The sequence below is a fragment of the Hyphobacterium sp. genome (genome assembly GCF_043584775.1).
In the GTDB taxonomy this organism is placed as follows: Bacteria; Pseudomonadota; Alphaproteobacteria; order Caulobacterales; family Maricaulaceae; genus Hyphobacterium.
The window spans coordinates 1,652,501-1,674,984 of sequence record NZ_CP121327.1 but is presented as its reverse complement, the minus strand read 5'-3'; the positions used below and the strand labels follow the sequence as shown (position 1 = coordinate 1,674,984).

General features: G+C 60.4%; 25 protein-coding genes. 14 read left to right on the top strand and 11 right to left on the bottom strand.

Annotated features, from left to right (window positions below; all coding sequences use genetic code 11):
• Positions 1–60 precede the first annotated feature (60 nt).
• Positions 61–183, top strand: a complete 123-nt coding sequence (locus P0D52_RS08335; protein WP_394692199.1) for a hypothetical protein — start codon at positions 61–63, stop codon at positions 181–183.
• 78 nt (positions 184–261) lie between these two features.
• A complete protein-coding gene (locus P0D52_RS08330) occupies positions 262–516 on the top strand; it encodes a Rho termination factor (protein ID WP_394692198.1) in 255 nt (84 codons plus the stop codon).
• A 4-nt stretch (positions 517–520) separates the two neighbouring features.
• Here P0D52_RS08330 and ald read toward each other — a convergent pair whose 3' ends face one another.
• Positions 521–1,639, bottom strand: coding sequence for an alanine dehydrogenase (gene ald / locus P0D52_RS08325; RefSeq protein ID WP_394694779.1), 1,119 nt, complete (start codon positions 1,637–1,639; stop codon positions 521–523).
• Between the two features lie 139 nt (positions 1,640–1,778).
• Between ald and queF the strand changes: the two genes are divergently transcribed.
• Positions 1,779–2,240 carry a preQ(1) synthase gene (gene queF, locus P0D52_RS08320; protein ID WP_394692197.1) on the top strand — a complete coding sequence of 154 codons (462 nt, stop codon included), beginning with the start codon at positions 1,779–1,781 and terminating at the stop codon, positions 2,238–2,240.
• Here the strand turns inward: queF and P0D52_RS08315 are convergent.
• Complete coding sequence (locus P0D52_RS08315) at positions 2,237–2,872, bottom strand: nitroreductase (protein ID WP_394692196.1); 636 nt, start codon at positions 2,870–2,872, stop codon at positions 2,237–2,239. The two genes, queF and P0D52_RS08315, sit on opposite strands and share 4 nt — an antisense overlap.
• 104 nt (positions 2,873–2,976) lie before the next feature.
• Between P0D52_RS08315 and P0D52_RS08310 the strand changes: the two genes are divergently transcribed.
• The 8 genes from P0D52_RS08310 (at position 2,977) to P0D52_RS08275 (ending at position 12,049) form a co-directional block, all read left to right on the top strand.
• Positions 2,977–3,612 carry a TetR/AcrR family transcriptional regulator gene (locus P0D52_RS08310; RefSeq protein ID WP_394692195.1) on the top strand — a complete coding sequence of 212 codons (636 nt, stop codon included), beginning with the start codon at positions 2,977–2,979 and terminating at the stop codon, positions 3,610–3,612.
• Between the two features lie 100 nt (positions 3,613–3,712).
• Positions 3,713–4,840 carry an efflux RND transporter periplasmic adaptor subunit gene (locus P0D52_RS08305; protein ID WP_394692194.1) on the top strand — a complete coding sequence of 376 codons (1,128 nt, stop codon included), beginning with the start codon at positions 3,713–3,715 and terminating at the stop codon, positions 4,838–4,840.
• A gap of 4 nt (positions 4,841–4,844) precedes the next feature.
• Positions 4,845–7,982 carry an efflux RND transporter permease subunit gene (locus tag P0D52_RS08300; RefSeq protein WP_394692193.1) on the top strand — a complete coding sequence of 1,046 codons (3,138 nt, stop codon included), beginning with the start codon at positions 4,845–4,847 and terminating at the stop codon, positions 7,980–7,982.
• Positions 7,983–8,015: 33 nt separating this feature from the next.
• A complete protein-coding gene (locus tag P0D52_RS08295) occupies positions 8,016–8,606 on the top strand; it encodes an NUDIX domain-containing protein (RefSeq protein WP_394692192.1) in 591 nt (196 codons plus the stop codon).
• A gap of 1 nt (position 8,607) precedes the next feature.
• Positions 8,608–9,420, top strand: coding sequence for a serine O-acetyltransferase (cysE, locus tag P0D52_RS08290; RefSeq protein WP_394692191.1), 813 nt, complete (start codon positions 8,608–8,610; stop codon positions 9,418–9,420).
• A gap of 72 nt (positions 9,421–9,492) precedes the next feature.
• Positions 9,493–9,717, top strand: a complete 225-nt coding sequence (locus P0D52_RS08285; RefSeq protein WP_394692190.1) for a DUF3126 family protein — start codon at positions 9,493–9,495, stop codon at positions 9,715–9,717.
• Positions 9,714–10,502: an ATP-binding cassette domain-containing protein gene (locus P0D52_RS08280; RefSeq protein WP_394692189.1), complete on the top strand. Its 789-nt coding sequence runs from the start codon at positions 9,714–9,716 to the stop codon at positions 10,500–10,502. The genes P0D52_RS08285 and P0D52_RS08280 overlap by 4 nt, the downstream gene beginning before the upstream one ends.
• Positions 10,499–12,049, top strand: coding sequence for an ABC transporter permease/substrate-binding protein (locus P0D52_RS08275; RefSeq protein WP_394692188.1), 1,551 nt, complete (start codon positions 10,499–10,501; stop codon positions 12,047–12,049). Before P0D52_RS08280 ends, P0D52_RS08275 begins: the two co-directional genes overlap by 4 nt.
• 59 nt (positions 12,050–12,108) lie before the next feature.
• Here P0D52_RS08275 and P0D52_RS08270 read toward each other — a convergent pair whose 3' ends face one another.
• Entirely contained in the window at positions 12,109–12,873 is a 765-nt protein-coding gene (locus P0D52_RS08270) for a PhoH family protein (protein WP_394692187.1), read from the bottom strand.
• 330 nt (positions 12,874–13,203) lie between these two features.
• On the opposite strand from P0D52_RS08270, the gene P0D52_RS08265 reads away from it, so the two are divergent.
• Entirely contained in the window at positions 13,204–13,737 is a 534-nt protein-coding gene (locus P0D52_RS08265) for a gamma carbonic anhydrase family protein (RefSeq protein WP_394692186.1), read from the top strand.
• A gap of 150 nt (positions 13,738–13,887) precedes the next feature.
• On the opposite strand, the gene P0D52_RS08260 is transcribed toward P0D52_RS08265, so the two are convergent.
• Genes P0D52_RS08260 through P0D52_RS08250 form a run of 3 tightly spaced genes read right to left on the bottom strand, consistent with a single transcriptional unit; the run spans position 13,888 to position 15,709 of the window.
• Positions 13,888–14,421 (bottom strand): DUF4339 domain-containing protein, encoded by a 534-nt coding sequence (locus P0D52_RS08260; RefSeq protein WP_394692185.1) that lies wholly within the window; start codon positions 14,419–14,421, stop codon positions 13,888–13,890.
• A gap of 59 nt (positions 14,422–14,480) precedes the next feature.
• Positions 14,481–15,098, bottom strand: coding sequence for a PilZ domain-containing protein (locus P0D52_RS08255; RefSeq protein ID WP_394692184.1), 618 nt, complete (start codon positions 15,096–15,098; stop codon positions 14,481–14,483).
• A 59-nt stretch (positions 15,099–15,157) separates the two neighbouring features.
• Entirely contained in the window at positions 15,158–15,709 is a 552-nt protein-coding gene (locus P0D52_RS08250; RefSeq protein ID WP_394692183.1) for a PAS domain-containing protein, read from the bottom strand.
• A 158-nt stretch (positions 15,710–15,867) separates the two neighbouring features.
• Between P0D52_RS08250 and P0D52_RS08245 the strand changes: the two genes are divergently transcribed.
• On the top strand, positions 15,868–16,821 hold the full coding sequence (locus tag P0D52_RS08245; RefSeq protein WP_394692182.1) for a hypothetical protein: 954 nt from the start codon (positions 15,868–15,870) through the stop codon (positions 16,819–16,821).
• Between the two features lie 48 nt (positions 16,822–16,869).
• Here the strand turns inward: P0D52_RS08245 and hfaD are convergent, their stop codons facing one another.
• Genes hfaD through hfaA form a run of 3 tightly spaced genes read right to left on the bottom strand, consistent with a single transcriptional unit; the run spans position 16,870 to position 19,451 of the window.
• Positions 16,870–18,099 carry a holdfast anchor protein HfaD gene (gene hfaD, locus P0D52_RS08240; RefSeq protein ID WP_394692181.1) on the bottom strand — a complete coding sequence of 410 codons (1,230 nt, stop codon included), beginning with the start codon at positions 18,097–18,099 and terminating at the stop codon, positions 16,870–16,872.
• Complete coding sequence (gene hfaB, locus P0D52_RS08235; protein WP_394692180.1) at positions 18,014–19,012, bottom strand: holdfast anchoring protein HfaB; 999 nt, start codon at positions 19,010–19,012, stop codon at positions 18,014–18,016. The genes hfaD and hfaB overlap by 86 nt, the downstream gene beginning before the upstream one ends.
• Entirely contained in the window at positions 19,002–19,451 is a 450-nt protein-coding gene (gene hfaA / locus P0D52_RS08230; protein ID WP_394692179.1) for a holdfast anchoring protein HfaA, read from the bottom strand. Before hfaA ends, hfaB begins: the two co-directional genes overlap by 11 nt.
• A 151-nt stretch (positions 19,452–19,602) precedes the next feature.
• Here hfaA and P0D52_RS08225 point away from each other — a divergent pair, with 151 nt between their 5' ends.
• Positions 19,603–20,235, top strand: a complete 633-nt coding sequence (locus P0D52_RS08225) for a rhomboid family intramembrane serine protease (protein ID WP_394692178.1) — start codon at positions 19,603–19,605, stop codon at positions 20,233–20,235.
• Here the strand turns inward: P0D52_RS08225 and P0D52_RS08220 are convergent.
• Together P0D52_RS08220 and P0D52_RS08215 are read right to left on the bottom strand one after the other, a co-directional pair.
• A complete protein-coding gene (locus P0D52_RS08220; RefSeq protein WP_394692177.1) occupies positions 20,232–20,768 on the bottom strand; it encodes a GDYXXLXY domain-containing protein in 537 nt (178 codons plus the stop codon). The two genes, P0D52_RS08225 and P0D52_RS08220, sit on opposite strands and share 4 nt — an antisense overlap.
• Complete coding sequence (locus tag P0D52_RS08215) at positions 20,765–22,129, bottom strand: DUF2157 domain-containing protein (protein ID WP_394692176.1); 1,365 nt, start codon at positions 22,127–22,129, stop codon at positions 20,765–20,767. The genes P0D52_RS08220 and P0D52_RS08215 overlap by 4 nt, the downstream gene beginning before the upstream one ends.
• Positions 22,130–22,484 lie beyond the last annotated feature (355 nt).

Below are 22,484 nucleotides of genomic sequence, written 5' to 3'. Positions count from 1 at the left end.
AAGCGACCCAACGCTATTTCGGCGAAGAAGCTGAATTGATCGCAGCCGCGCTCCGCCGGCATGATTGACAATCGCGGCTCAGGGCAGGGCATTGGCGCGGTCAAGGAAGTGGCGCCCGCAAGTGTCTATATCGACCGCCTGGCGGCCGAATACGAGGCCGCGAAACGGCGCATTTGCGGGTAGTCCGGAACCCGGCCCGCTCCTGTTCGTTATCTCTCGTGAGGCCGTGATTGACGGCTAACTTGCAACGGGAGACCGATCATGCCCAATCCCAGCATCAAGAATGAAGATGTCTATCAGTCCTTGCGCGAGGACGGAGCGAGCAAGGAAAAGGCGGCCCGTATCGCCAACGCGCAAGCCAATAGCCGGCAAAGTCCCGGCAAAAAGGGCGGCAAGGCTGCGCCCTATGAGGCGTGGTCAAAGGACGAGATGTACGACCGCGCCCGGGAGCTCGGTATCGAGGGCCGCTCGGATAGGAACAAGGACGACTTGATCTCGGCCTTGCGCATTCACTGACGCGCTAGATGCTCGTCAGCCAGTCCGGCTTCACATAGGGCAGACCCAGATCTTTCGCGACCGGCTCATAGGCCACTTCGCCATGGGCGACGTTGAGCCCGCGCGCCAGATGCGGGTCATCATTCAGCGCTTTCTTCGCGCCTTTATTGGCCAGCGCCACCATGAAGGGCAGGGTGGCATTGGTCAGGCCGAGCGTTGACGTGCGCGCCACGGCGCCGGGCATGTTGGCGACGCAATAATGCACCACGCCATCGACGACATAGATCGGATCGTCATGCGTGGTGGCTTTTGAAGTCTCAAAACAGCCGCCCTGATCAATCGCGATATCGACAAGCACGGCGCCATCCTTCATGCCGCCCAGCATCTGGCGGGTGACAAGCTTGGGCGCGGCTGCGCCCGGGATCAGCACGGCCCCAATCACGAGATCGGCATCCATGCAGGCCGCTTCAACGGCCGCCGTGGTCGAGAAGGCGGTTTTGACCATGCCGCCAAACTGGGTGTCGAGTTCGGCCAGGCGCTTCATCGAGCGGTCAAATATGGTGACATCCGCCCGCGCGCCGACGGCCATTTCCGCGGCATGGGTTCCCGCGACACCGCCGCCGAGGATGACGACCTTGGCCGGGGTTACGCCGGGAATGCCGCCGAGCAGAATGCCGCGGCCGCCCTGACGCATTTCAAGGCAATGCGCGCCAACCTGAACGGACATACGTCCGGCAACTTCCGACATCGGCTTCAGAAGCGGCAGGCGATTATCGGCATCGGTGACGGTTTCATAGGCAATGGCGATGCAGCCGGACTTGCGCAGACCTTCGGTCTGGACGGGATCCGGGGCCAGGTGAAGATAGGTGAACAGGACATGGTCCTGGGTCAGCATGGCTGTCTCGGACGGTTGCGGTTCCTTGACCTTCACGATCATGTCCGCTTCGCCGAAGACGGCGGCCGCATCCGGGAGGATTTTCGCACCGGCGGCTTTGTACATCTCGTCGGTAAAACCGATATTCGCGCCAGCATGGGTTTCCACGACGACTTCGTGGCCCGCGCCAACGAGTTCCGCAGCACCATTCGGCGTCAGACCGACGCGGTTTTCACGAACCTTGATTTCCTTGGGTGCACCAATCCGCATCAAACCAACTCCCGATAAATTCCGCACCATCTGGCGGTTGTTTTTGAATTTCGCGCCCTCATACATGCCAAATCCGGCCATGACCATGCCCGACATGCGTCACTTGCAATAATGTGATCGTCTGACTAGGGAAACGCGGATGAGCGATACACGATACGAAAAACTGGAAATGCTGGGCGCGGACAGCCCCGTTGCCGCATCCCCGGAAGAAGCCCGTCTGGAGCGCGTCGAGAATCCGTGTGACGTCGACTATCTCATCCGTTTCGCCTGTCCGGAATTCACCTCGATCTGCCCGGTGACCGGCCAGCCTGACTTCGCCCATCTGGTGATCGATTACGTGCCGGAAAAATGGATCGTCGAATCAAAGTCGCTCAAACTCTATCTGACAGCTTTTCGCAATCACGGCGCTTTCCATGAAGCCTGCACAACCATGATTGCACAGCGAATCGTCAAGGAGATGTCGCCCAAATGGTTGCGGATTGGCGGATACTGGTATCCGCGCGGTGGCATCCCAATCGATATCTTCTTCCAGACCGGTGAGCCGCCCAAGGGCGTCTGGGTGCCCGAGCAAGGCGTCGCCGCGTATCGCGGACGCGGCTAGCCCCGCCAGACGCCGATTTCTGCTTCCGGGCGAACGCGCTCTACCGGTTGATCCTCTGTTGATCCGATGAAGATAAAGCCGGCCACGCGTTCGCCGGAACGCAGGCCGAGCGCATCCTTGGCGAAGGGGTGGTAGGCATACCATTCGGTCAGCCACTGGCTGGCATAGCCCATGGCCTGCGCCCCGATCAGCAGGTTCTGACACGCCGCGCCGGCGGAAAGGATTTGCTCCCATTCCGGAATGGAATGCTTTTCCAGAACATGGGAGATCACGCCGATCACCAGCGGCGCGCGGGTGAATCGGTTCAATTCCAGATTCAATCGGGCCTCATCGGCATCGTTTTCCCCGGCCCAGATTTTCGCCAGAATCTGACCGAAATTGGCGCGTTCCTCGCCCTGGAACAGGATAAACCGCCAGGGAGCCATCTTGCCATGGTCGGGCACGCGCTGGGCGATGCTCAACAAGGTGTCGATTTCCTCCGGTGACGGACCGGGCTCCGTCATCGCCGCTGCCGCCGTCGAGCGCCGCCGGGCCAGCAATTCGAGCGTTGCCGCATTCTTGTGATGCGGCGCCAGTCGTTCACCCTGGCTGGGGAATTCGGGCAAAATTTCCGGGGTTTGCGCTTTGCTCATCGGGCCCATCCTGTTGCAGAATTTTGACGTTTCACGGTATCGGACCTTATATGGGGTGAATGTGCGGCGCTAGAACCGCATTCGGGGAAGCTCTTGGAAAACACATGAACGCTGAAGTCACAATTGACGATCTCACACCGGCAGAACGGCGTCGCCTGAAAGTCCGCGATGCCATTATCGAAGCGGCTGAAGACCTGTTCACCAAGGAGGGCGAGCAGGGCATCTCCATGCGCCGCCTTGCCGAAGCCATCGATTATTCGCCTGCGGCCATCTACAAATACTTCGATTCCAAGGAAGCGCTCTTTTCCGAGATGCGCGAATTATTCTTCGAGCGCTTGATCAAGCGCATGAATGATGCGGCGGAGGAGGGCGGTAATGAACACGTTCTCTGCGCGCGTTGCGGCCGGGCTTACATTGAAACTGCGATGGAAGAACCGCGCCATTATGTGATGGCCTTTTCTTTCTTCAAGAAAGACGAGCTCCCGGACGAATCAAGTTTCGCATTCCACGCTGAAAAGCAGCTTTGCGATATGATCCGGGCCGGTATCGAGAATGGCACCTTCCGGGAAATGGACCCGTTGGTCGCGTCCAAAAGTGTCTGGGCGAGTGTGCATGGTCTGGCTGTTTTGATGGCGTCCATTGATGACTTTCCTCAAGGCATGCCGGGCTCCGAGCATGTTTCTCGCGATGCCGTAATCGATTTCCATACGGACATGATTATCCGTGGTCTGGATGCCTGATGCATAGTTGATATGCAAAAAAGTGAACAGCGTTCACTTTTCAAACAACATTTGATGCACTATATCGCCTCGAAGACGTATGTCAGCGAGGACGAAATCAATGTCGGCATTGAAAAACAGGCTTCAGTCTCTGGGTTCCGGATTTGCGGTCCTGGCTGCCGCATTCGGTGTGGCCGTCATCGTCATTCTGGTTTCGGCCTTGCGGGCGGCCGATGCCGATGTGCAGCAAGCCGCGCCCGGCGCTTTGCCCGTTCCGGTGCTGACGGTCAGCTACCAAAGCGATGCCATGATCAGCGAGGCCTATCCGGGCCTGATCTTGGCGCGCCGCGAGAGCGATCTCGGATTTGAACGCGGCGGACGCATCGTCGAGGTTTCCGTGGATGTCGGCGATCAGATCGAGGTAGGGGACACACTTGCGCGCCTCGATACCAGCACGCTGCGGGCCCAGATCGCTGCGGCTGACGCTCAGACGAATGAGGCCGATGCCCAGCTGGACATCGCCCGCGCAACCGAGGAGCGCCAGCGCACCTTGCTGGAGCGTGGCCACATCTCCCAGCAACGGCTGGACGAGGTTGCAACCAATACCACCGCTGCCGAAGCCCGCCGCGCCGCCGCCGCCGCGCAGGCCAATTCCTTGCGGGCGCAGCTGGTGCTTTCTGAAATCACCGCGCCTTTTGACGGCGTCGTCACTGCACGCATGGCGGATGAAGGCGCGATTGCGGCGCCCGGAAGCCCGGTCATCCGGCTGGTCGAAAATACATCCCTTGAAATCCGGATAGGACTGCCACTATCGGCCGCTTCCGCTCTGAATGAAGGCGAGATCTATCATTTCCTGACAAATGGCGGTGCGATTGAAGCCCGTTATCGCAGGGGGACCGGCGTGGTCGATGTCCGTACGCGAACAGTGACCGCCATCTTCGATATTGAATCGGGCACGGCCCGGGCGGGCGAGGTGGCGCGTTTGCAGCTGGAAACCGGCATTACGGATCGCGGTTTCTGGGTGCCGACCAGTGCCCTGACCGAAGGTCGCCGCGGCCTATGGTCAGTGCAAACACTCGTCGCGGACGACAACGGCGGCTGGATTACGGAACCACGGGTCGTTGAAACGCTGCGCGTGGAAGTCGACCGCGCTTTCGTGCGCGGTGCGGTAAGTGACGGCGAGCAGATCATCGCCTCCGGCCTGCAACGCGTTACACCGGGGCAAAGCGTTGTCCCGGCGGGGGAATAGGGCGATGGCGACGCTATTTTATCGATATTCGCGCCTGTCGATTCTGGCCGTTCTTTTGCTGACATTGGCCGGTCTGGGCGCGCTCCTGACCCTTGGACGTCAGGAAGACCCCAGCCTGACGGAACGCTTTGGTGTGATCGTCACGGCATTCCCGGGGGCGTCGGCAGAGCGCGTCGAGGCGCTCATTACAGACCCTATCGAAGATTCGATCCGGGAATTGCCCGAGATTGACGAGGTGGTGTCGACATCGCGGTCGGGCATCTCGCTGATCAACATCAATATTCGTGAAGACCTGAACCCGACTGAAGTGGACCAGGCCTGGACCCAAATTCGCGAGCAGGTCGATGCCGTCCGGCCTTTCCTGCCGGCGGAGGCCGGCGCACCGGATGTCGAACGGAGCTATCTGGGCGCGGCGACCCTGATTACCGCACTGCGATGGACGGCAGAGGGTGAGCCGAATATGGCAATCCTGTCGCGGTTGGCGCGCGACCTTGAAGACCGCCTTCGCAATATTCCCGGCACGGATCAGACTGACACCTATGGCATTGCCGAAGAGGAGATTCGCATTCTGGCGGATCCGGATGCTCTGGCGGCGCTGGGCCTGACCATTGGCGAACTGGCTAACCTTATCTCACGTGCCGATGCCAAAACGCCCGCGGGCGAGTTGAGATCATCAGACGTCAATCTGAATGTCGAGATTGGCGGAGAATTCGAGACTCTGGACCGCATTCGCACCGTGCCGGTCAGCGAGACCGTCAATGGCGCGTTTGTTCGCCTCGGTGATGTTGCGGAAGTCGAACGGGGCATCCGTACCCCCGCTGCTGCCATGGCTTATTTCAACGCGGACCGGACCGTCTTTGTGGCGGGCTTTCTGCAGCCGGAATTGCGCGTGGATCAATGGACGGAGCGTGCACGCGCGGAGATCGCCGCCTTTGCGGCCGAAAATCCGGGCGTGTCGGTCGATATCGTGTTCGCACAATCCGATTACGTGGAATCGCGCCTGAATGGCCTGTCGGTGAATCTGGGATATTCGGCCCTGATCGTCTTTGCCGTTCTGTTCCTGCTGATGGGCTGGCGTGCGGCGCTGATCGTCGGATCGGCGCTGCCGCTGACGGTCCTTTTCGTGCTTTTCCTGATCAATCTCTATGACGAGCCGCTGCACCAGATGTCGGTCACGGGCCTTGTGGTGGCGCTGGGCCTCTTGATCGATAACGCGATTGTCGTGGTCGATGAGTATCAGCTTCGCCGCGCACGTGGCCTGCCGCCACTGGATGCCATCAATCATTCGCTCAAACATCTGTTCGGGCCGCTTCTGGCTTCCACTCTGACCACGGTTTTCGCCTTTGCGCCTATTGCCCTGATGCCCGGCGCGGCAGGTGAATTCATCGGCATGATCGGCGTTTCGGTGATCTTTGCCGTCGTGGCATCCTTTATCCTGGCGATGACGGTGGTGCCGGCTTTTGCGGGTTGGTTCGACCACAATAACTACGCCGAAGGGCGGCATTCTTTTCTGCGCGATGGATTGCGGTTCAAGCCGCTGGAATATTTCTATCGCGGCATTCTTCAGGCCGTGACGACCCGCCCCTGGGTCGGCCTGGTGGGTGGGGCCATCCTCCCCATAGCGGGCTTCGCAGCCGCTACAACCCTGCCCATGCAATTCTTCCCGCCCACTGATCGGGACATGTTCCAGATTGAGATGATCCTGCCCGCCAATACCTCGATTGACGAAACACAGCGTCAGGTCTTGCGGGCGACGGAGCTTCTGGAGGCCTATGACGGCGTGATCGACGTTGGCTGGACGCTGGGCGAGAGCCCGCCGCGGACGTATTACAACGTCATCGGCAATGAGAGTTCTGCGCCTTATCTGGCAGCAGGCTGGGTGCGCACGGCCTCCGCAGAGGTCACCCATGATCTGCTGCCGCGTTTGCAGCACGATATGATCGCGGCGTTTCCGCAGGCCCGGTTTCTGACCCTCCCGTTTGAGCAGGGCCCCCCGACCGCAGCACCGATCGAGCTCAAGATTTTCGGCCCCGATCTGGCCACGCTGGACCGTCTGGGCGACGAGATCCGTCAGGTTTTGGCTCAAACGCCGGGCGTCACGACCACAGTCGCCGGGATGCGCATGGGTGAGCCTGTGGCGCGGGTGAATGTCGATGAAGCGTCAGCCGAGCTGGCGGGCATTCGCCTCGAGGATCTCGCCAATCGCCTGCGCGGAGATTTCGACGGTGTGCCCGGCGGCAGCATTCTCGAAGGCGTCGAGGAAATGCCGGTCCGCGTGATTGCGGCGGCCAATCGCCGCGCCAGCGTTTCCGATCTGTCATCCGCACCCCTTCTGACCAATCCGGAAAGCGGCCTTCTGTCCGCGCCGGTTTCCGCCATTGGCGAGGTTGGCCTGTCGCCGGAAGTCGCCAGTATTCGCCGCCAGGATGGTGAGCGGATGAATCCGATTTTCGCCTATCTCGAGCCCTTCAGCCTGCCGGCGCCGGTTCTGGATGACTTCATGACCCGCCTGGAAGCGGCGGGCGTTCAAATGCCAGCGGGTTATTCCCTGCAAATCGGCGGTGAAGCCGAGGCGCGAGGCGATGCCATGGGCAATCTGTTTGGAACGGCAGCACCTTTGCTGATCCTGATGATCGGTTCCGTCGTGCTGGCATTCAACTCCTTCCGCTTTGCCGGCGTCGTTTTCATTACCGGCTTCCTGTCGGTCGGGCTGGCCATGTTCGGCGTCTGGATGTTCGGAACCCCGCTGGGCTTTAATGCCATTGTGGGCTCGATGGGGCTGGTCGGTCTTTCGATCAATGGCACGATCGTTGTCCTCTCCGCCTTGCGCGCGAATCCCGCCGCTGAAGCGCTCGATATGGAGGCCATCCAGGACACTGTGGTCGATGCCACCCGGCACATCATCTCCACGACGCTGACGACGATTGGCGGCTTTGTGCCGCTCATCCTGTCAGGCGACGCCTTCTGGCTGCCGTTTGCCGCCGCTGTTGCGGGCGGTGTGGCAGGTTCAGCGATACTGGCCTTGCTCTTTGCTCCGGCGGCGTTCGTCATGCTGGCCAAGGCACGTCAGAAACGCCGCGATTTTCATGAACGTCTGAAAAAGCGCGTGCGCCGCGGTGCCTTGATGCAGCCCGCAGAATAGGCCAAGCCCTGCAAACAGTCGGGAGTGGGCAGGATGGAAAAGCGCGGACCCTGGACGGTGACGGCGAAGACGAAAGCCTTCGAGAATCCTTATATCGAGCTTCATACCTATGAGGGCATCCGGCCAGACGGCGCCCCCGGCATCTACGGCGTGATGTCACCGAAGACATATGCGATTCTGATCCTGCCCCTCTTTGCGGACGGCACGACCATGCTGGTCGGGCAACATCGCTTTCCGCTGGATAATTACAGCTGGGAAATTCCCGAAGGCGGCAGCCCGAAAACCGATCCGCCGCTGGATGGCGCGATCCGTGAGCTGAAGGAGGAGACCGGGCTGATCGCAGAGCATTGGCGCGAAATCCTGCAGGCCGAAACGTCCAACTCCGTCACCGACGAACTCGCCTTCGGCTTTCTCGCCTGGGGGCTGGAGGAAGGAGAGCAGGAACTGGATGGCACCGAGGTCGTCGAGCGCAAGCGTCTGCCCTTTATGGCCGCTCTGGACATGGTGATGGCGGGAGAGATTCGCGACCTGCCGTCAGTGGCAATGATATTGAAGGCGCACTACATGGCGAGGAGCGGGCAATTGGATCCCGCGCTGTCCCGCGCCATGCTCAATGGAGGCTGATATGCCGACGGCAACTGCGACATCTCTCAAGTCCGGCACGGATGCAGTCTGGTCGCGCTTGCGCGTCGACGCCGCGCAGGCGGCGGCCGAGGAGCCCATTCTGGCCAGCTTCCTGAACGCAGCGATTCTGCGCCACGAGAAATTCGAGCATGCGCTGGCCTATCGCCTTGCGTCCAAGCTGGCGGATGCGCAGCTGGACGCGATGCTGGCGCGCGATGTCGTCGAAGAGGCGATCGCGGCTGATCCGTCCATCGCCGAAAAGGCCGCGGCAGATATGGTGGCCATCGAGGAACGCGACCCGGCCTGCCGGTCTCTTCTGCAGCCATTTCTCTACTTCAAGGGATATCTGGCGCTGCAGGGTTACCGTGTCGCCCACTGGCTGTGGAGCGAGGACCGCGAGACATTCGCCTTCCATCTGCAAAGCCGCATATCGGAACGCTTTGGTCTGGACATTCATCCTGCCGCCGTCATTGGCCAGGGGGTCATGATCGACCATGCCACCAGCGTCGTCATCGGCGAGACAGCGGTCGTCGGCGATAATGTCTCCATGCTGCATTCAGTCACGTTGGGCGGAACAGGGAAGTCCGGTATTCAACGCCACCCGAAGATCGGCAATGGCGTGCTCATCGGTGCAGGCGCGAAGGTGCTCGGCAATATCACCGTCGGAGAGGAAGCGCGCATCGCTGCGGGCTCGGTTGTCCTCAAGGACGTTCCCGCGCACTGCACAGTGGCCGGTATTCCCGCCGTGCCGGTTGGTGGTCCGTGCAAGGAGCCGGCCCGCACTATGGAACAGAGCTTTGACACCGACACATAGCCCGGCCTTGCGCTGTCAGGCGCGATGGGTATGGTCGCCCGCAGATTCACCAAACGCAGGGATACAAGAACGTTGTCCAATATCGTGACCGCCCAAGAAGCGGCAAAACTTGAAGCCTTCCTGAAGAAAAAGCTGAACCCGGGCATGGTCGTTCAGCGCCGTCAGCGCGCGGACGAATGCGCCGAGATCCATATCGGGGATGAATGCCTGGGCGTGGTCCAGAAGATCGTCGATGAAGGCGAGACCAGCTATGCCTTCGAGATCACCATTCTCGATATCGACCTGGAAGAAGTTTGAGCCCAACCGGAACCGCGCAAGACGTCCTTCACGTTGAAGGACTGACCAAGCGTTATCCCGGCGGTGTTCTGGCGGCGGATGGCGTTGACCTGACCGCCGCCGCCGGCGAACGCGTCGCGATTGTCGGCGAATCCGGCTCCGGCAAGACCACCACACTCAAGGCCATCAACCGGCTGATCGAGCCGAGTGCCGGCACCATTCTGTTTCAGGGCCGGGATGTGATGTCGCTGGCGGCTCATGATCTGCGCCGCGAAATCGGTTGGGTCATGCAGGGTGACGGGCTATTCCCGCACCTGACCGCCGCGCAGAATATCGCCATCACGCCCCGCCTGCTGAAATGGGAGCCCGCCCGGATCACGGCGCGGGTTGATGAATTGCTGGAACTGGTCCGGCTCGACGCGGCGCCATTCCGGGATCGCCTGCCGCATCAGATGTCCGGCGGACAGCGGCAAAGGATCGCCATCGCCCGGGCACTGGCCGTCGAACCGCCATTGCTGCTGCTGGATGAGGCCTTCAGCGCATTGGACCCGGTCACGCGGGCCGCCCTGCAGGATGATTTCGTCGCGCTTCAGGAGCGCCTTCAGTTTGCAGCCGTCATGGTCACGCACGACATGGCGGAAGCCCTGCTGCTCGCCGACCGCATTCTGGTGATGAAGGATGGAAAGGTCGTCCAGACCGGCACGCCCTCCGATCTCGTCAATCGCGCGGCTGACCCCTATGTCACCGAGCTTCTGGCCGCTCCTGCCAGACAGGCGAAGGCGGTCGCCGCGCTGGAGCAGGCATGATGAGCGAGCAGCTGGCCGAAGCCTTTGCCGTCCTGCCGCAATATCTGGGCGGGCATATGCGCCTCTCGATGGCGGCGATTGCCTGCGCCATCCTGATCAGCCTGCCGCTGGGCATTCTGGCGGCAAAACGCAACTGGCTCGCAGGACCCGCGCTGGGCATTGCCGGCACGCTGCAGACGATTCCCGGCCTTGCGCTGCTGGCGCTGATGGTGCCCATTCTGGGTGGCACAATCGGCTTTGCGCCAGCTTTCGTGGCGCTGACCCTCTACGGGGTTCTGCCCATCCTCCGAAACACGATTGTCGGCCTGCAAGGCGTTGATCCTGTGGTGAGGGAGGCCGCGCGCGGCGTCGGCATGACACGCCGTCAAAGCCTCATTGATGTTGAATTGCCATTGGCTCTGCCGACGATTGTCGCGGGCATCCGAACCGCCGTCGTCTGGGTGGTTGGCGCAGCGGTACTCGCAACGCCGGTCGGGGCGCCCAGCCTTGGCAATTATATCTTCGCGGGGCTGCAGACGCGCAATTGGACAGCGGTCCTGTTTGGCTGTGTCGTCTCGGCGCTGCTGGCGATTTTCCTGGACCAGATTGTGCGCGGCTTTGAAAGCGCGGCGGCTAATCGCTCGCGCCGCACCGCCCTGATTTCCGGGTTTGCGGCTCTGGTGTTGATCGGCGGCGCGCTGGGACCGGGCCTGATCAGCCGGGCCGGGCAGGCGGGCAGTGCGGGTGAGATGGCGGATGCTGCCATCGGGCTCGAAGGCCGGACGCTCACCATCGGATCCAAACCCTTCACCGAGCAATTCATCCTCGCCGTCCTGTTCGAGCGCGTGCTGGAAGACGAGGGCGCGATTGTCGAGCGCCGCGACGGGCTCGGCTCGGCCGTGGTCTTTGATGCGCTGGCCGGCAATGAGATCGACGTCTATGCCGATTATTCCGGCACGCTCTGGGCCAACATCCTGAACCGCGAGGACAATCCCGGCCGTCATCGCCTGATGGCAGAAAGCGCGGCCTTCCTGCTCAATGAATATGGCGTGCTCAGCCTCGGCTCGCTCGGTTTTGAAAACGCCTATGGCTTTGCCATGAGCCGCGAGGGGGCAACAGCGCTGGGAGCTTCCTCCATTGCCGATCTCGCAGGCGAAAGCGTGACGATCGGCGCGGACAGCGAATTCTTCGCCCGTCCGGAATGGACGCGCAGCCGCGACGCCTATGGCTTGCAGGCCGCCACGCCGCGCCCGATGGATTCAACCTTCATGTATGGCGCTGTGCGCGATGGCCAGGTCGATGTCATCACCGCCTATACGACGGACGGGCGCATTACGGCCTATGATCTCGTCATACTGGACGATCCGCGCGGCATCCTGCCGCCCTATGACGCCATGCTCTTGCTCTCACCCGATGCGGCGGAGACGGACGCGGTTGCCGCCGCGCTCAGCCCGCTGATCAATGCCATCACGCCGGACATGATGCGCGAAGCCAATCGCCGCGTGGATCTGGAGGGCCAGACGCCGGAACAGGCGGCCGCGTGGTTGTGGGCGGAGATCGCGCACTAGAAAACCGGCGGCACGCTTTCACGTACCGCCGGCCTCAATTCAGCTTATTCAATCCGCCCCTAGAGCACGTCCAGCATCGAGGCGACGAGCGGGTGGCGGACAATGTCTTGCGCCGCCAGTCGCTGCACCGAGATATCCGGTACGGCTTCGAGCTTGTCCGAGATCGTGGCGAGGCCCGACATCTCCGGCAGGAGGTCGGTCTGGGCCGGATCGCCGGTGACCACCATGGTCGAGTGCCAGCCCAGCCGTGTCAGCAGCATTTTCAATTGCCCGTAGGTGCAGTTCTGCGCTTCGTCCACCACGACGAAGGCATTGTTCAGCGTGCGGCCGCGCATATAGCCGATGGGGGCAATCTCGATCAGGCCTTCCGCCATCAGCGCTTTCAGGCGTTTGGGCGAGAGCCGGTCGGCGAGGGCATCATAAAGCGGGCGCAGATAGGGCGCGAGTTTCTCCTCCATGGCGCCGGGCAGGAAGCCGATGCTTTCGCCTGCTTCCACCGCCGGGCGGGAGAGAACGATGCGGCCCACTTCACCCTTTTCAAGCTGTTCCACCGCTTTGGCGACCGCGAGATAGGTCTTGCCGGTGCCGGCCGGTCCGAGCGCCATGACCAGATTGTGCTCATCAATCGCCTTCATCAGCCTGGCCTGGCCTTCAGATCGCGGTTTGACGTTTTTGACATAGCGTTGATCGCGCATGGGTTCCTTTTCGTCCGGCGACCAGCTGGCCCCCGGAAAAAGCGCCCGCACCTTGGTTTGTTCGTCCTGATAATGACCGGAATTGAACTCACCCGAGGATTGGCGGCGCTTTGCGGAACGTTTCGTCATGGACAGACTCTCCTGAGACTAAAGTTTGCGTCACCGGTTGATGACGCATTGGCCAGAAACAAAAAAACCCTCACCGAGGGGCGAGGGCTGTGGGCAGGCATATGAAGGTGCGCATTTGAGGGGGCGGATTCAGACCGGTGGCGGTGGTGGATCCGGTTTTCGGCCCGGTGGGTGCGTCGGTTTCGCACGATGGCCATTCGCCTCCTCTTCGAAGCGCCTGCGACTCGATGGAAGTACCGAATCGCAGGAGCAGTATCAGTGTAGTATGGTGAACAAAGATTAAGCGCCCCCGTTTTATAAACTTCACACAGCCCGTGTCCGGAGAGCCACATGCCCGTCTACCGCCTTGAAGAACACACCCCGAAACTGCCCGAGAGCGGGAATTACTGGATTGGGCCCGGCGCGCATGTCATCGGCCGTGTAACGCTGAAGGAAAATGCCAGCGTCTGGTATAATGCGGTGGTGCGCGGCGATGTCGACGACATCACCATTGGCGAAGACTCCAACATCCAGGACAATTCAGTGCTGCACACCGACCATGGCTATCCCATGGTTATCGGCAAGGGCGTCACGGTCGGCCACCGCGTCATGCTGCATGGCTGCACGATTGGCGATTATTCGCTGATCGGGATTGGCGCGACTCTGCTGAACGGCGTGAAGATCGGAACCAATTGCATTATCGGCGCCCATACCCTTCTGCCCGAGGGCAAGGAGATTCCGGACAACTCCCTCGTCGTCGGATCCCCGGGAAAGGTCATCCGGACGCTGGAAGCCGATATGTTCGATATCCTGAAAGCGTCGGCCGATCACTATGTCGAAAACTGGAAGCGTCACAAAACGGGACTGACGGAAATTCCCGGCTGAATCGGGTCGGTGTGCCTCGAAACAGCACATCAAACCGCCAGAACCCGCGATTTCAGACAGAAAGCCACGTCTGGAACCTACACGGAACCACACTGAACCATCAGGAAAACCACAAACGAAAGGCGCGTTGTTCACGCGCCAATGCGGGGATTAGCCAGTAGAATCGCCGCGCCACAATTCACGCACTTTGGCGTCAGCATCGCTGGCAAAGTTGAACCAGGCGGACCGGTCTCGGCTGGCATCGACCACGAAGAGCTTGTCTTCCCGGTCCAGTAGGTGGGAGAGGTCATTGCGCAAAGCGGACGCCGTCGTACGTGCACGCACAAGCCATACGCCCGGCACAATATCAACAGCGTCACCATACCTACGCAACACAGAGGCAACCGCCTCGCCGACGCCGGATTTGACTTCGGTAATGACCAGGAGATTGGCAGGATCTTCGGTTTCGGCCGCGGCCTGGGAGACCTTGCGGCCGTCTTCGATCCAGCTGGCGAGTATCTCGACATCAGCGGCCGGCTTCCACGTGCCATCGCGCTCCACGCTGACCAGCGTGTAGTCCGCCACACGTCCTTCGGAGACATAGCCGCGCATTTGTGGAGAGGTGTAGGGGCCATAGACCCGTCCATCCACTTTCACAAACCACGTTCTCGCCTGTCCGGCATCCACACTCATAATACGCGCCATTCTGATACGATTACCTATTCTGACCCCTTTAAGGGGCAAGAATGAGGCCAGTCCTGATATCAGGCAGCGTTGGCGTTTTCACCTGAAGGCGGCATGAATGCGACAGCAAAGCCGCCGTCCCAGATGCGCGCGACCGTGCCGCGCATCTCTCCAACACGGACTTCTTCATTTATCCGCGGCCGTTCAAGGCATGAGAAAGCCGCGCCGGATATGGAAACATCCACGACATCGGCGTCAATCTTCACGCCGTCGCTGAAGTGCAGAACCGCGCGGCCCTTGCCCTGTTTGCGCGGGGCAGCACGGTCTTCTTCCAGCCCGAGACGCTCCATGTTGAAACGCCAGGTGATGGCATCGGCCAGGCGGTCGCGCTTGCGCATATGTGCTGTAAATTCCAGGGAAAACCAGTTCTCGCCCTTGCGCAGGACCTTGCCTTCCATGCGGCCGAGTCCGTCGATCAGCAGAACGATTGTGTCGCTGGGCATGGGTGGTTTCTTGGCCATGATCTTGGCCCCGCCTGGGGACACGTCAATCAGGCGGCATTTCTGTTCGCCCGAATGCTGGTCGAGAAAGCGGCCCACAAGCTGCAGCGGCACGCGGCGGTGCCGCCGCTTGTCTTCGGCCCCGCGGGCCGCAACGCGGATCTTCCGCTTGTCCAGACGTGTGAATACTTCCGCCATGATCTCTTGCCTTTTCGTAGGCCAGTCTGGCGGCAATGCGTTAAAACACCTTTGCCGGATTAGCGATCATTTGCAGCGTCCGGCAGGCCGGGCGGCGGTGTGGCCGGAAGGGTCCATTGTTTGGCGACCGGCGGCAGAATGCGGGTCAGGTCGTGGCGGATGATGGGGCGGTTCCGGAACCGGCCGTCGGACTGCAGCGGCTGATACAGCCCCAGCACCCTGTCCACGCTTCCAGCGGTCGAGGCGAGGGGGGTAAATACCATCTCGATATCGATCCTGTCCCCGTTTATCGTTTCAGCCGTCGCGTATCCACGCCCTGGCGCGGCATTGGCCAGAACCGATTCCAGTAGTAATTTCATATGCTCACGGTCATATCCGCGCCAGAAAGACAGGAAATTCTGCTCGCGCAATTCACGCTGGTGCAATTCGCACAATTTCGTGCCGGCCAACCGGAAAACATGGTGCGAGGAATCATGTCTTTGCAGCATGAACAGATTGCCGAGAAGGTCGCGCAAATCCGCTGCGGCAATGTCCGCTCGTGCTGGAACGGCGTCTGAACGTCTGCGGGAGTCCCAGTAGGACACCAGTGTTCTTGCGTGGGCATGCATCATAATCGAAGTCACTTTTTCCTTGGTGTGCCGGTATCGGCCAATTTGGAAACGTAATTTCAATCTCTGGGCCATACTCTTGGCGCGAGAGTGATCGCTCGCCTGCCCGGGGAACCGCGCAAGGGGCTAAATTCGCTCATGAATTGAACGGGAGGAACGCCATGCGCGTCTCACCAGTAAAAATTCTTGTCGGCACAGCCGTACTGGCCCTGTCACTGGCCACACCGTCATTCGCATTTGGCGGTGGCGGCTCCGGTGGCGGTCAAGGCGGCGGCAGCTGCGGTAGCTCGTGCGGCAGCGGCGGTCATGGCGGTCATGGTGGTGGCGGGTATCACGGCGGCGGAGGCGGAGGCTGTGGTTCCGGCTGTGGCGGCGGAGGCCATCGCGTCCGGACGCCAAACATTCGCATCAACGGTCCGCGCATCAATGTCGGCGTAAACGTCAACACCAACGTCAATGTCTCAACTGTCGTGAATGCAAATGCCGACGCCAATGCTGGCGCAAGCGGTAATGCCGGCGCCGGAGCCGGCGCTGGCGGTGGCGGTACAACGATTATTTCGCTTGGTGGGGGAGGGGCCGCGATCGGTGCGCCGCCTCCGGCAACTGCGATCAATGGTCTGAATGTTTCCGGTCTCACACGGATCGAAGTCGTGGAAGAGGAGCGGACCCGCATATTGGAAGAATGGCGCGTTATCCGCGCCGTTTGCCTGGATGATCGCGGCACACCGCATCCGGCCTCACGGCCTGACCCGGAAGAGCGAGTTGAAGAGGTATTCTCCGGAGAGCTATTCCGCTGCATGTCCGGAACCTACATGCAGGTCACGATTGGCTGGCGCATAGATGGAGCAGATGTGTTTGATGACGCCTTCACCCTGGTTTGCAACCAGGGCGAAGCCCTACGCCATGAGGCCGGCGGCCGCGTATATTGTGCGACGCAGGAACCGCGCCGCAATTGCAATGAGCGCTCATTGCTGCGGCTCTACGGCCCGGGCGTGAAGCTGGTCTATGTGCGGCGCGAGGAGCGTTATACCGAAATGGTCGAGCATCGCCGCGAGATCGTGAACACATCCAACATGACCCTCATGCTGGACGGGGGCGTCGGCGGATATCGCTAGAACTGATTGAATGCATGAGCAAAAAGCCCCGGTCGAACCGGGGCTTTTTTATTCCTGCGGGTCCTGCGTCACAAACGTCGCAGAATTACCGATGGCGGTCGCAGATCCGGTCGTGCCCCAACCGCTGATATACTGGCTCTGGAACGTGGCATTAACGGCGCCGGAATTGGTCTGGTTGATCTCGCCGCGTGTGGTCGTATCCGGACAGGCCTGGCAGCCCCAGCTGGTCGCAGCATTTCCGTACGCAGCAGCAGAGCCTATGACCTCGCCGCCAAAACCACCGTCAAAGCGGGTGGTCGCGCGGGAATTGCCGGAATTGGTCTGATCCAGCCCCATGAATGTATCGGTCCCGAGATTGGTGATGATGGCTGAATTGCCGATGCTTTCGGAGGAGGCGATGATGCTGTCCTCGTCGAAATTTCCAATATTGATGTTGGCTTCGGCATCGGTTTCGCCGCTATTGTCCTGAGAGCCGCGGACATCGCCATAGGCCCATTCTGTCGCGACATCGAGGCCATTGCCCTGGGCCTGGGCAGCAACCGTTGTGAAGACACCGCCACCGCCCGCATTGACGCGAGCTGAAGCGCGAATTGCGCCGCGATTGGACTGGCCGGTGCTGAGGATGACGGACGATTCGTCACCTTGTGAGCGAATGGCATTGCCTGAAGCCGTCGCGGCCGTGGCGGAAAATTCGCCGAGGCCGGCTGTGCGGGCTTCCACGATGGCGCGGGATTCAACCGTAGCGCCCGAATCCTGCTGGATGCTGCCTTGGATGCCGCCATATTCGCCGATTGTTTCAACGGCATTGGCGGCCGATGTCGCGGCAGTGATATTGCCAACGGCATAGGAATCGAGGCGCAGCATAGCCGACGAAAAGACGCTGGAACCATCACCGGCAGATTGATTGAGCGATATGTCGCTATCGCCCTCGACTTCAATAATGGCGGAATTGCCATAACCACCGGCGGCAGTAATGGCGGTACCATCAATGGCGACGCCATTGGTTTCGGCAGTGGAGGTAACGAAGCCGCCAAATTGTTGGGTGCTGGTCACATCATGTCCGGTCTGGGTCTGCACATCGAGTGCATTGCCCATACCGACCGTATTCAGAGTGACATTGCCTGTTCCGCCGACCACAACCTGACCATTGGCGTTCACCTGAGCGCCCAGATTCAGCTGTCCGTTGAGGATCTCAGTCGTATCGTCCGCGAAGCCCGGTGCGCACAGCAGGGTCGCGGCGCTCGTGCCCGCGGTCAACGCTTTGGCGAATCTGGACATTGGAAGCTCCTGTTTGGGAGGCGTAAGTCGTGTGAGGATTGATGCCACCCGAACTATTGGTCAGTCCGAGCGGATCATCAAAGGCGCAGACGCTGCGCGCTTCGATGCCGTACAGTGTCGAAGAGAATTCCAGAACGGCCCGCTCGACCAGAGACCGGACGGCCAACTGGATAGGCTCCAGCGAGCGCCCGCCGGTCGAAATGTCGATGACGGCATCTCCCCAGAAGGAGAAGACACCGGCACTGACTTCACGGCCGATAATCTGTTTCTGGTAGGAGATAACGTCGACAACTTCGAGCGTTTCGGAGTTCACCAGGCGCAGATCGATTGCAACATTCATCACATACATGCGGCCATTGAAGACGCCGGTCGGATCGGAATCGATGCGGTCTCCACCGAGAATATCAATGCCCTGCGACCGGATATTGAAATTCAGCTCCGTAATGCCGCCGACCAGGTGAAAATCCGAACCGGGAATGCTGCCCGCGTATATTCGCCGAAAGCCCTCCTCTTCGCCGGAATCGCCCAAGAGGCGGTTATTTGCGTATCTTAGTTCCAGTTCAGCAACCGAAGTGTCAAATCGCTCGACCAGATTGATACCCGCTTTTGCAAAAGCAGACATCGCCATAAGCGATGCCCCTTGCGTAATCGCAGGGCCGCCACCTTCCGGGTTGCCCGCAGCAGTATAGTCCGCAATCCGGCCAACCGCGATGCGCGGCGAGGGCCGGCCCGCCGACCGTGCTGAATTAGCGAGACACACCAGCGCCTCGGAATAGGGCGTCGGGTTGGTCGTGACCGGCGCATTGCCAATCGGATTGGCATAGCGCCCGTCAAACCCGGAATTGGGCGTGACGGCGCAGCCTGCCAGAAGCAGGGCACCTGTCGCGATTGAAAAGAGTCGCTTAATTGCCATTCCCGCCATCCCCGCCACTGCCCGAATTTGCAGTTGCGTTCACATCGCCATTATTCGTCTGTGTCGAATTAACGATGACAGTGTTGTAGTTACCGTTAACGATAACGTTCAGCTGATTGCCAACGGCCAGCGCGCTTGAATTGGACCCGGTTGCACTCATGCCGGTACTGCTGGAGCCCTGATTGGTGGATTGCGTGGGCGCATTGCCGACGCCGCCGACGCCTGCCATCTGCGCCTGCACGCCCACACCGGTTTGCAACACGCCATTCAACACAACGCGATTGCCATTGGAATCACGTGTTCCGGCGCGGTAGGGCTGACTATTCTGAGTACTGTCGGTGCCCCACGGGCGCTGAAAATCACCGGCGTTTTGCGCCAAGGCAGGCCCGGAGGCCGTCACTATTCCAGCGCAAACGGCAAGAAGCGAGAGGCGGCGCATGGCTTTTCCTTTCCCGCGCAGCGAAAGGTCCGCTGCGCACTTGCTATGATGCAGACGAGGGCCCAATTTCCGGAAGTCACGACACCCAAGTCTGAAATTTCTCGCTAAAATTATGCGCAGCGGGCAAACAAGAGATTAAGGATACTGAGAAATGCGGCCAGGCCGTTCGCCGATCTTCAACGATATTCCGACGGTGCTGCTGGTTCTGGCCGGAAGTTTTGTGGCCGTTTTCGCGCTCGGAGCGTTATTTCCCCAGCTCAACTATCTTTTCCTGACCATCGGCGCGGTGATCCCGGGTGCGGGGTTGCAGCATCCCAGCCCGCTCGGGCCCTGGTCGCCCTATATCTTCCATGTCTTCCTGCACGGCGGATTGATGCATCTGGTGTTCAATTCGGTCGCGACTCTGACATTCGGGGCAGGGGCATTTCGTCCCTTCGGTCGTGGGATGTCGGCCAATTTGGGTTTTTTGCTCTTTTTCTTTGTCTGCTCGATCGCCGGAGCCGGCTTGCAGGTTCTGGTCGCGCCAGGCTCGATGATTCCGATGATCGGGGCCTCCACCGGCCTGTCGGGTTGCATTGCGGCTGCGGGGTGGGCTGAGGGTGGCTATCGCGGCATGTTGCGATTTGCGCTGCCCTGGGGCGGTTTCAATATATTGCTGGCGCTGCTCGGCCCGCTTTCGCCATTACCGATTTCCTGGGCCGGGCATCTGGGCGGACTGATCGCTGGCGTCATTCTCTATCCGCTATTTGTGGCGTTGTTCAGCTCGCGCCGCCGGAGCTTCTAGTTCAGCCGGTCCAGATGACGTTCGCCATCGATTTCGAGGCCGCGGATCAATGCGCTGCCGTCATCGCCCACAGCAATAATCAGCCGCATGCTTGACCGATTGGCACGGCGGCGATCCTCAAGCGCCTGAGCAGTGGCTTCATCAGCATAATATCGTTCGAGATTGAAACGCGCCCGCAGCGTCGTATCCCGCGCATAGCGGACCTTGCCATATACATAGAGCCCGTCTTGCGGCCGTTCCCGATGGATTGATACGGCCCGCCAGCTCTGGTCGGCAACGGGTTCGAGCGCGACGAAGATATCATCACCCGGGTCGAATTGGTTGTCACCCTCCAGTCCGGATGGATCGAGATTGTGCAGCGGCGTGGTGATGACGACATAATATCCGGCCAGAAGGTCGCGCGGATCAACCGGCTCTAGATCGAGCAAGACTTCTGTCCCGATGTGCCGCCGGAATTGGTGATCTGCGATCATGGCCACGAGGAAGAGCGTCATCGCGAAGGCGGCTAAAAGGAGGCGGGCCATGCGCGTCATGACATCTCTCCGGGCTTTGCCTGCAAGTGCTTTTGCATCCGGATGACGGCGATCGAAAGGCCGAACAGAAGAAGGCCGCCGATAAGGAAGAAGAGCGACGTATCGAGCAATCCGCCGAATGTGACGCTGTAGACGTAAAGGGCCTGCGCCACAAAAAGGGCGATGCCGATGCCGCCTGTGAAGCGCCGACCTTCTCTCGATCCGTAAAGAATCAAAGCGACCGCGAGGGTAAACACGCTGGCGCCGGTCAGAATTCTCAACATCAGAACCGCGTCCGGCCCGGCCAGTTGCGTCAATGTCGGCAACAACAGCGCGATCGCAATTGCGATGCTCGCAGGAATAAGAAGGATACGGCTGGCAGACCGGTGAAGTGACCGGATGACAATGCCAATCGCAAAAATGACGGCGAACACACCAGCGAGCAGCCAATAATCGCCTGTTCCCGGGCCGGTTAGCGTCTCCCAGTATTCCTGTGCGGAACCGCGATAAGAGGAGCCGCGTTCGGCGTAGTCTTCAAATTCACTGAGTTGAAATTGAAGCGCAAACCCGCCTGCCAGTGCAGCGACGCTCCCCCAATTGGTCAACGCGCCAAATCCGAATCTGTCACCATCGCGAAGGGCAGCGAAAAGCATGGCGAGACCGCCGGCTGCGAGCACAAAGACGCTAAGGCTTTGCAGGGCGCTCAGCCGATCATCTTGCGCATAATCCCAGACAAGGAATGAGAGCCAGACAAACAGGCCGATGCCGAGAAAGTTTGCGGACACCAGTGAACGCATACGGCTGGCGGCCAGCATGGTGATCGCCCAGAGTGGCAGGTAGCCCCAGATAACATCAGGCGCAAACGTGTTGTAGGTCTCTGCCCAGGTCCAGGCCGCGCCCAGCAGGCTCGCCAGAATCAGCACCGGCCGGGAAGGCGTCAGCAGCGCGACCGCGAGCGCCCCGACGGCCCAAATGCCGAGGACCGTGTAGCGCCAGGAACTCATATTGAATATCTGCGCGACGAGAACAATGGACGCGCCAAACATGGCCGCCCCCAACAAGGCCAGTGCATGGCCTATAGCAGAATGATCTCGCGCGAAGGCCCAGCCGGCACCCGCAAAGCAGCCCCAGAGTACGCCGAAAAGCAGAGTGAGCCGCAGGATATCTCCCATATCGGCCCAATTCGCGGCAACAAAACTGATTGCGGCGAGGCCCAGAAGAACTGCACCGAGGATGGCCAGGGCGCCGGAGGCCGACCAGCCGACTCGCGCGTCTGGGACATCGCCGAGAATGGCCGTGCGATTACCCGCTGGCACAAGGCCATTTTCGATCCAGCGGTCGAGATCCTTTGCAAGCCGCTTTTTAAAGCGCGATACAGCCATGATGGCGGGCCTCCATGAGAATCAAACCATAGGAAAAGCCACCCACGGCGGCTACGAAAAACGGATTCACATGCAGTCAGCCCTCAAGGTGAATGAGGCGAGTGGCCCGCAAAAGCCTTACCTGTAAGGCGAATTCGGGGCAAAAAGAAAAATCTGCCAACCCTGTTGCACACCAAGGCAAAATACATATAATCGCGCCTCCTCCGTCGATCCGGAGACTTGCCCAACGGCGCTGATGCACATCGTGCGCCGACAGACCTTCTTTGTGTCCGTCGGCTGATTTGTTTCGGGTGCTGCAAGTTTTTGAGAAACGCGGTTGACGTCATACAGCCGGGGGCATAAGTAGCGCCTCCTC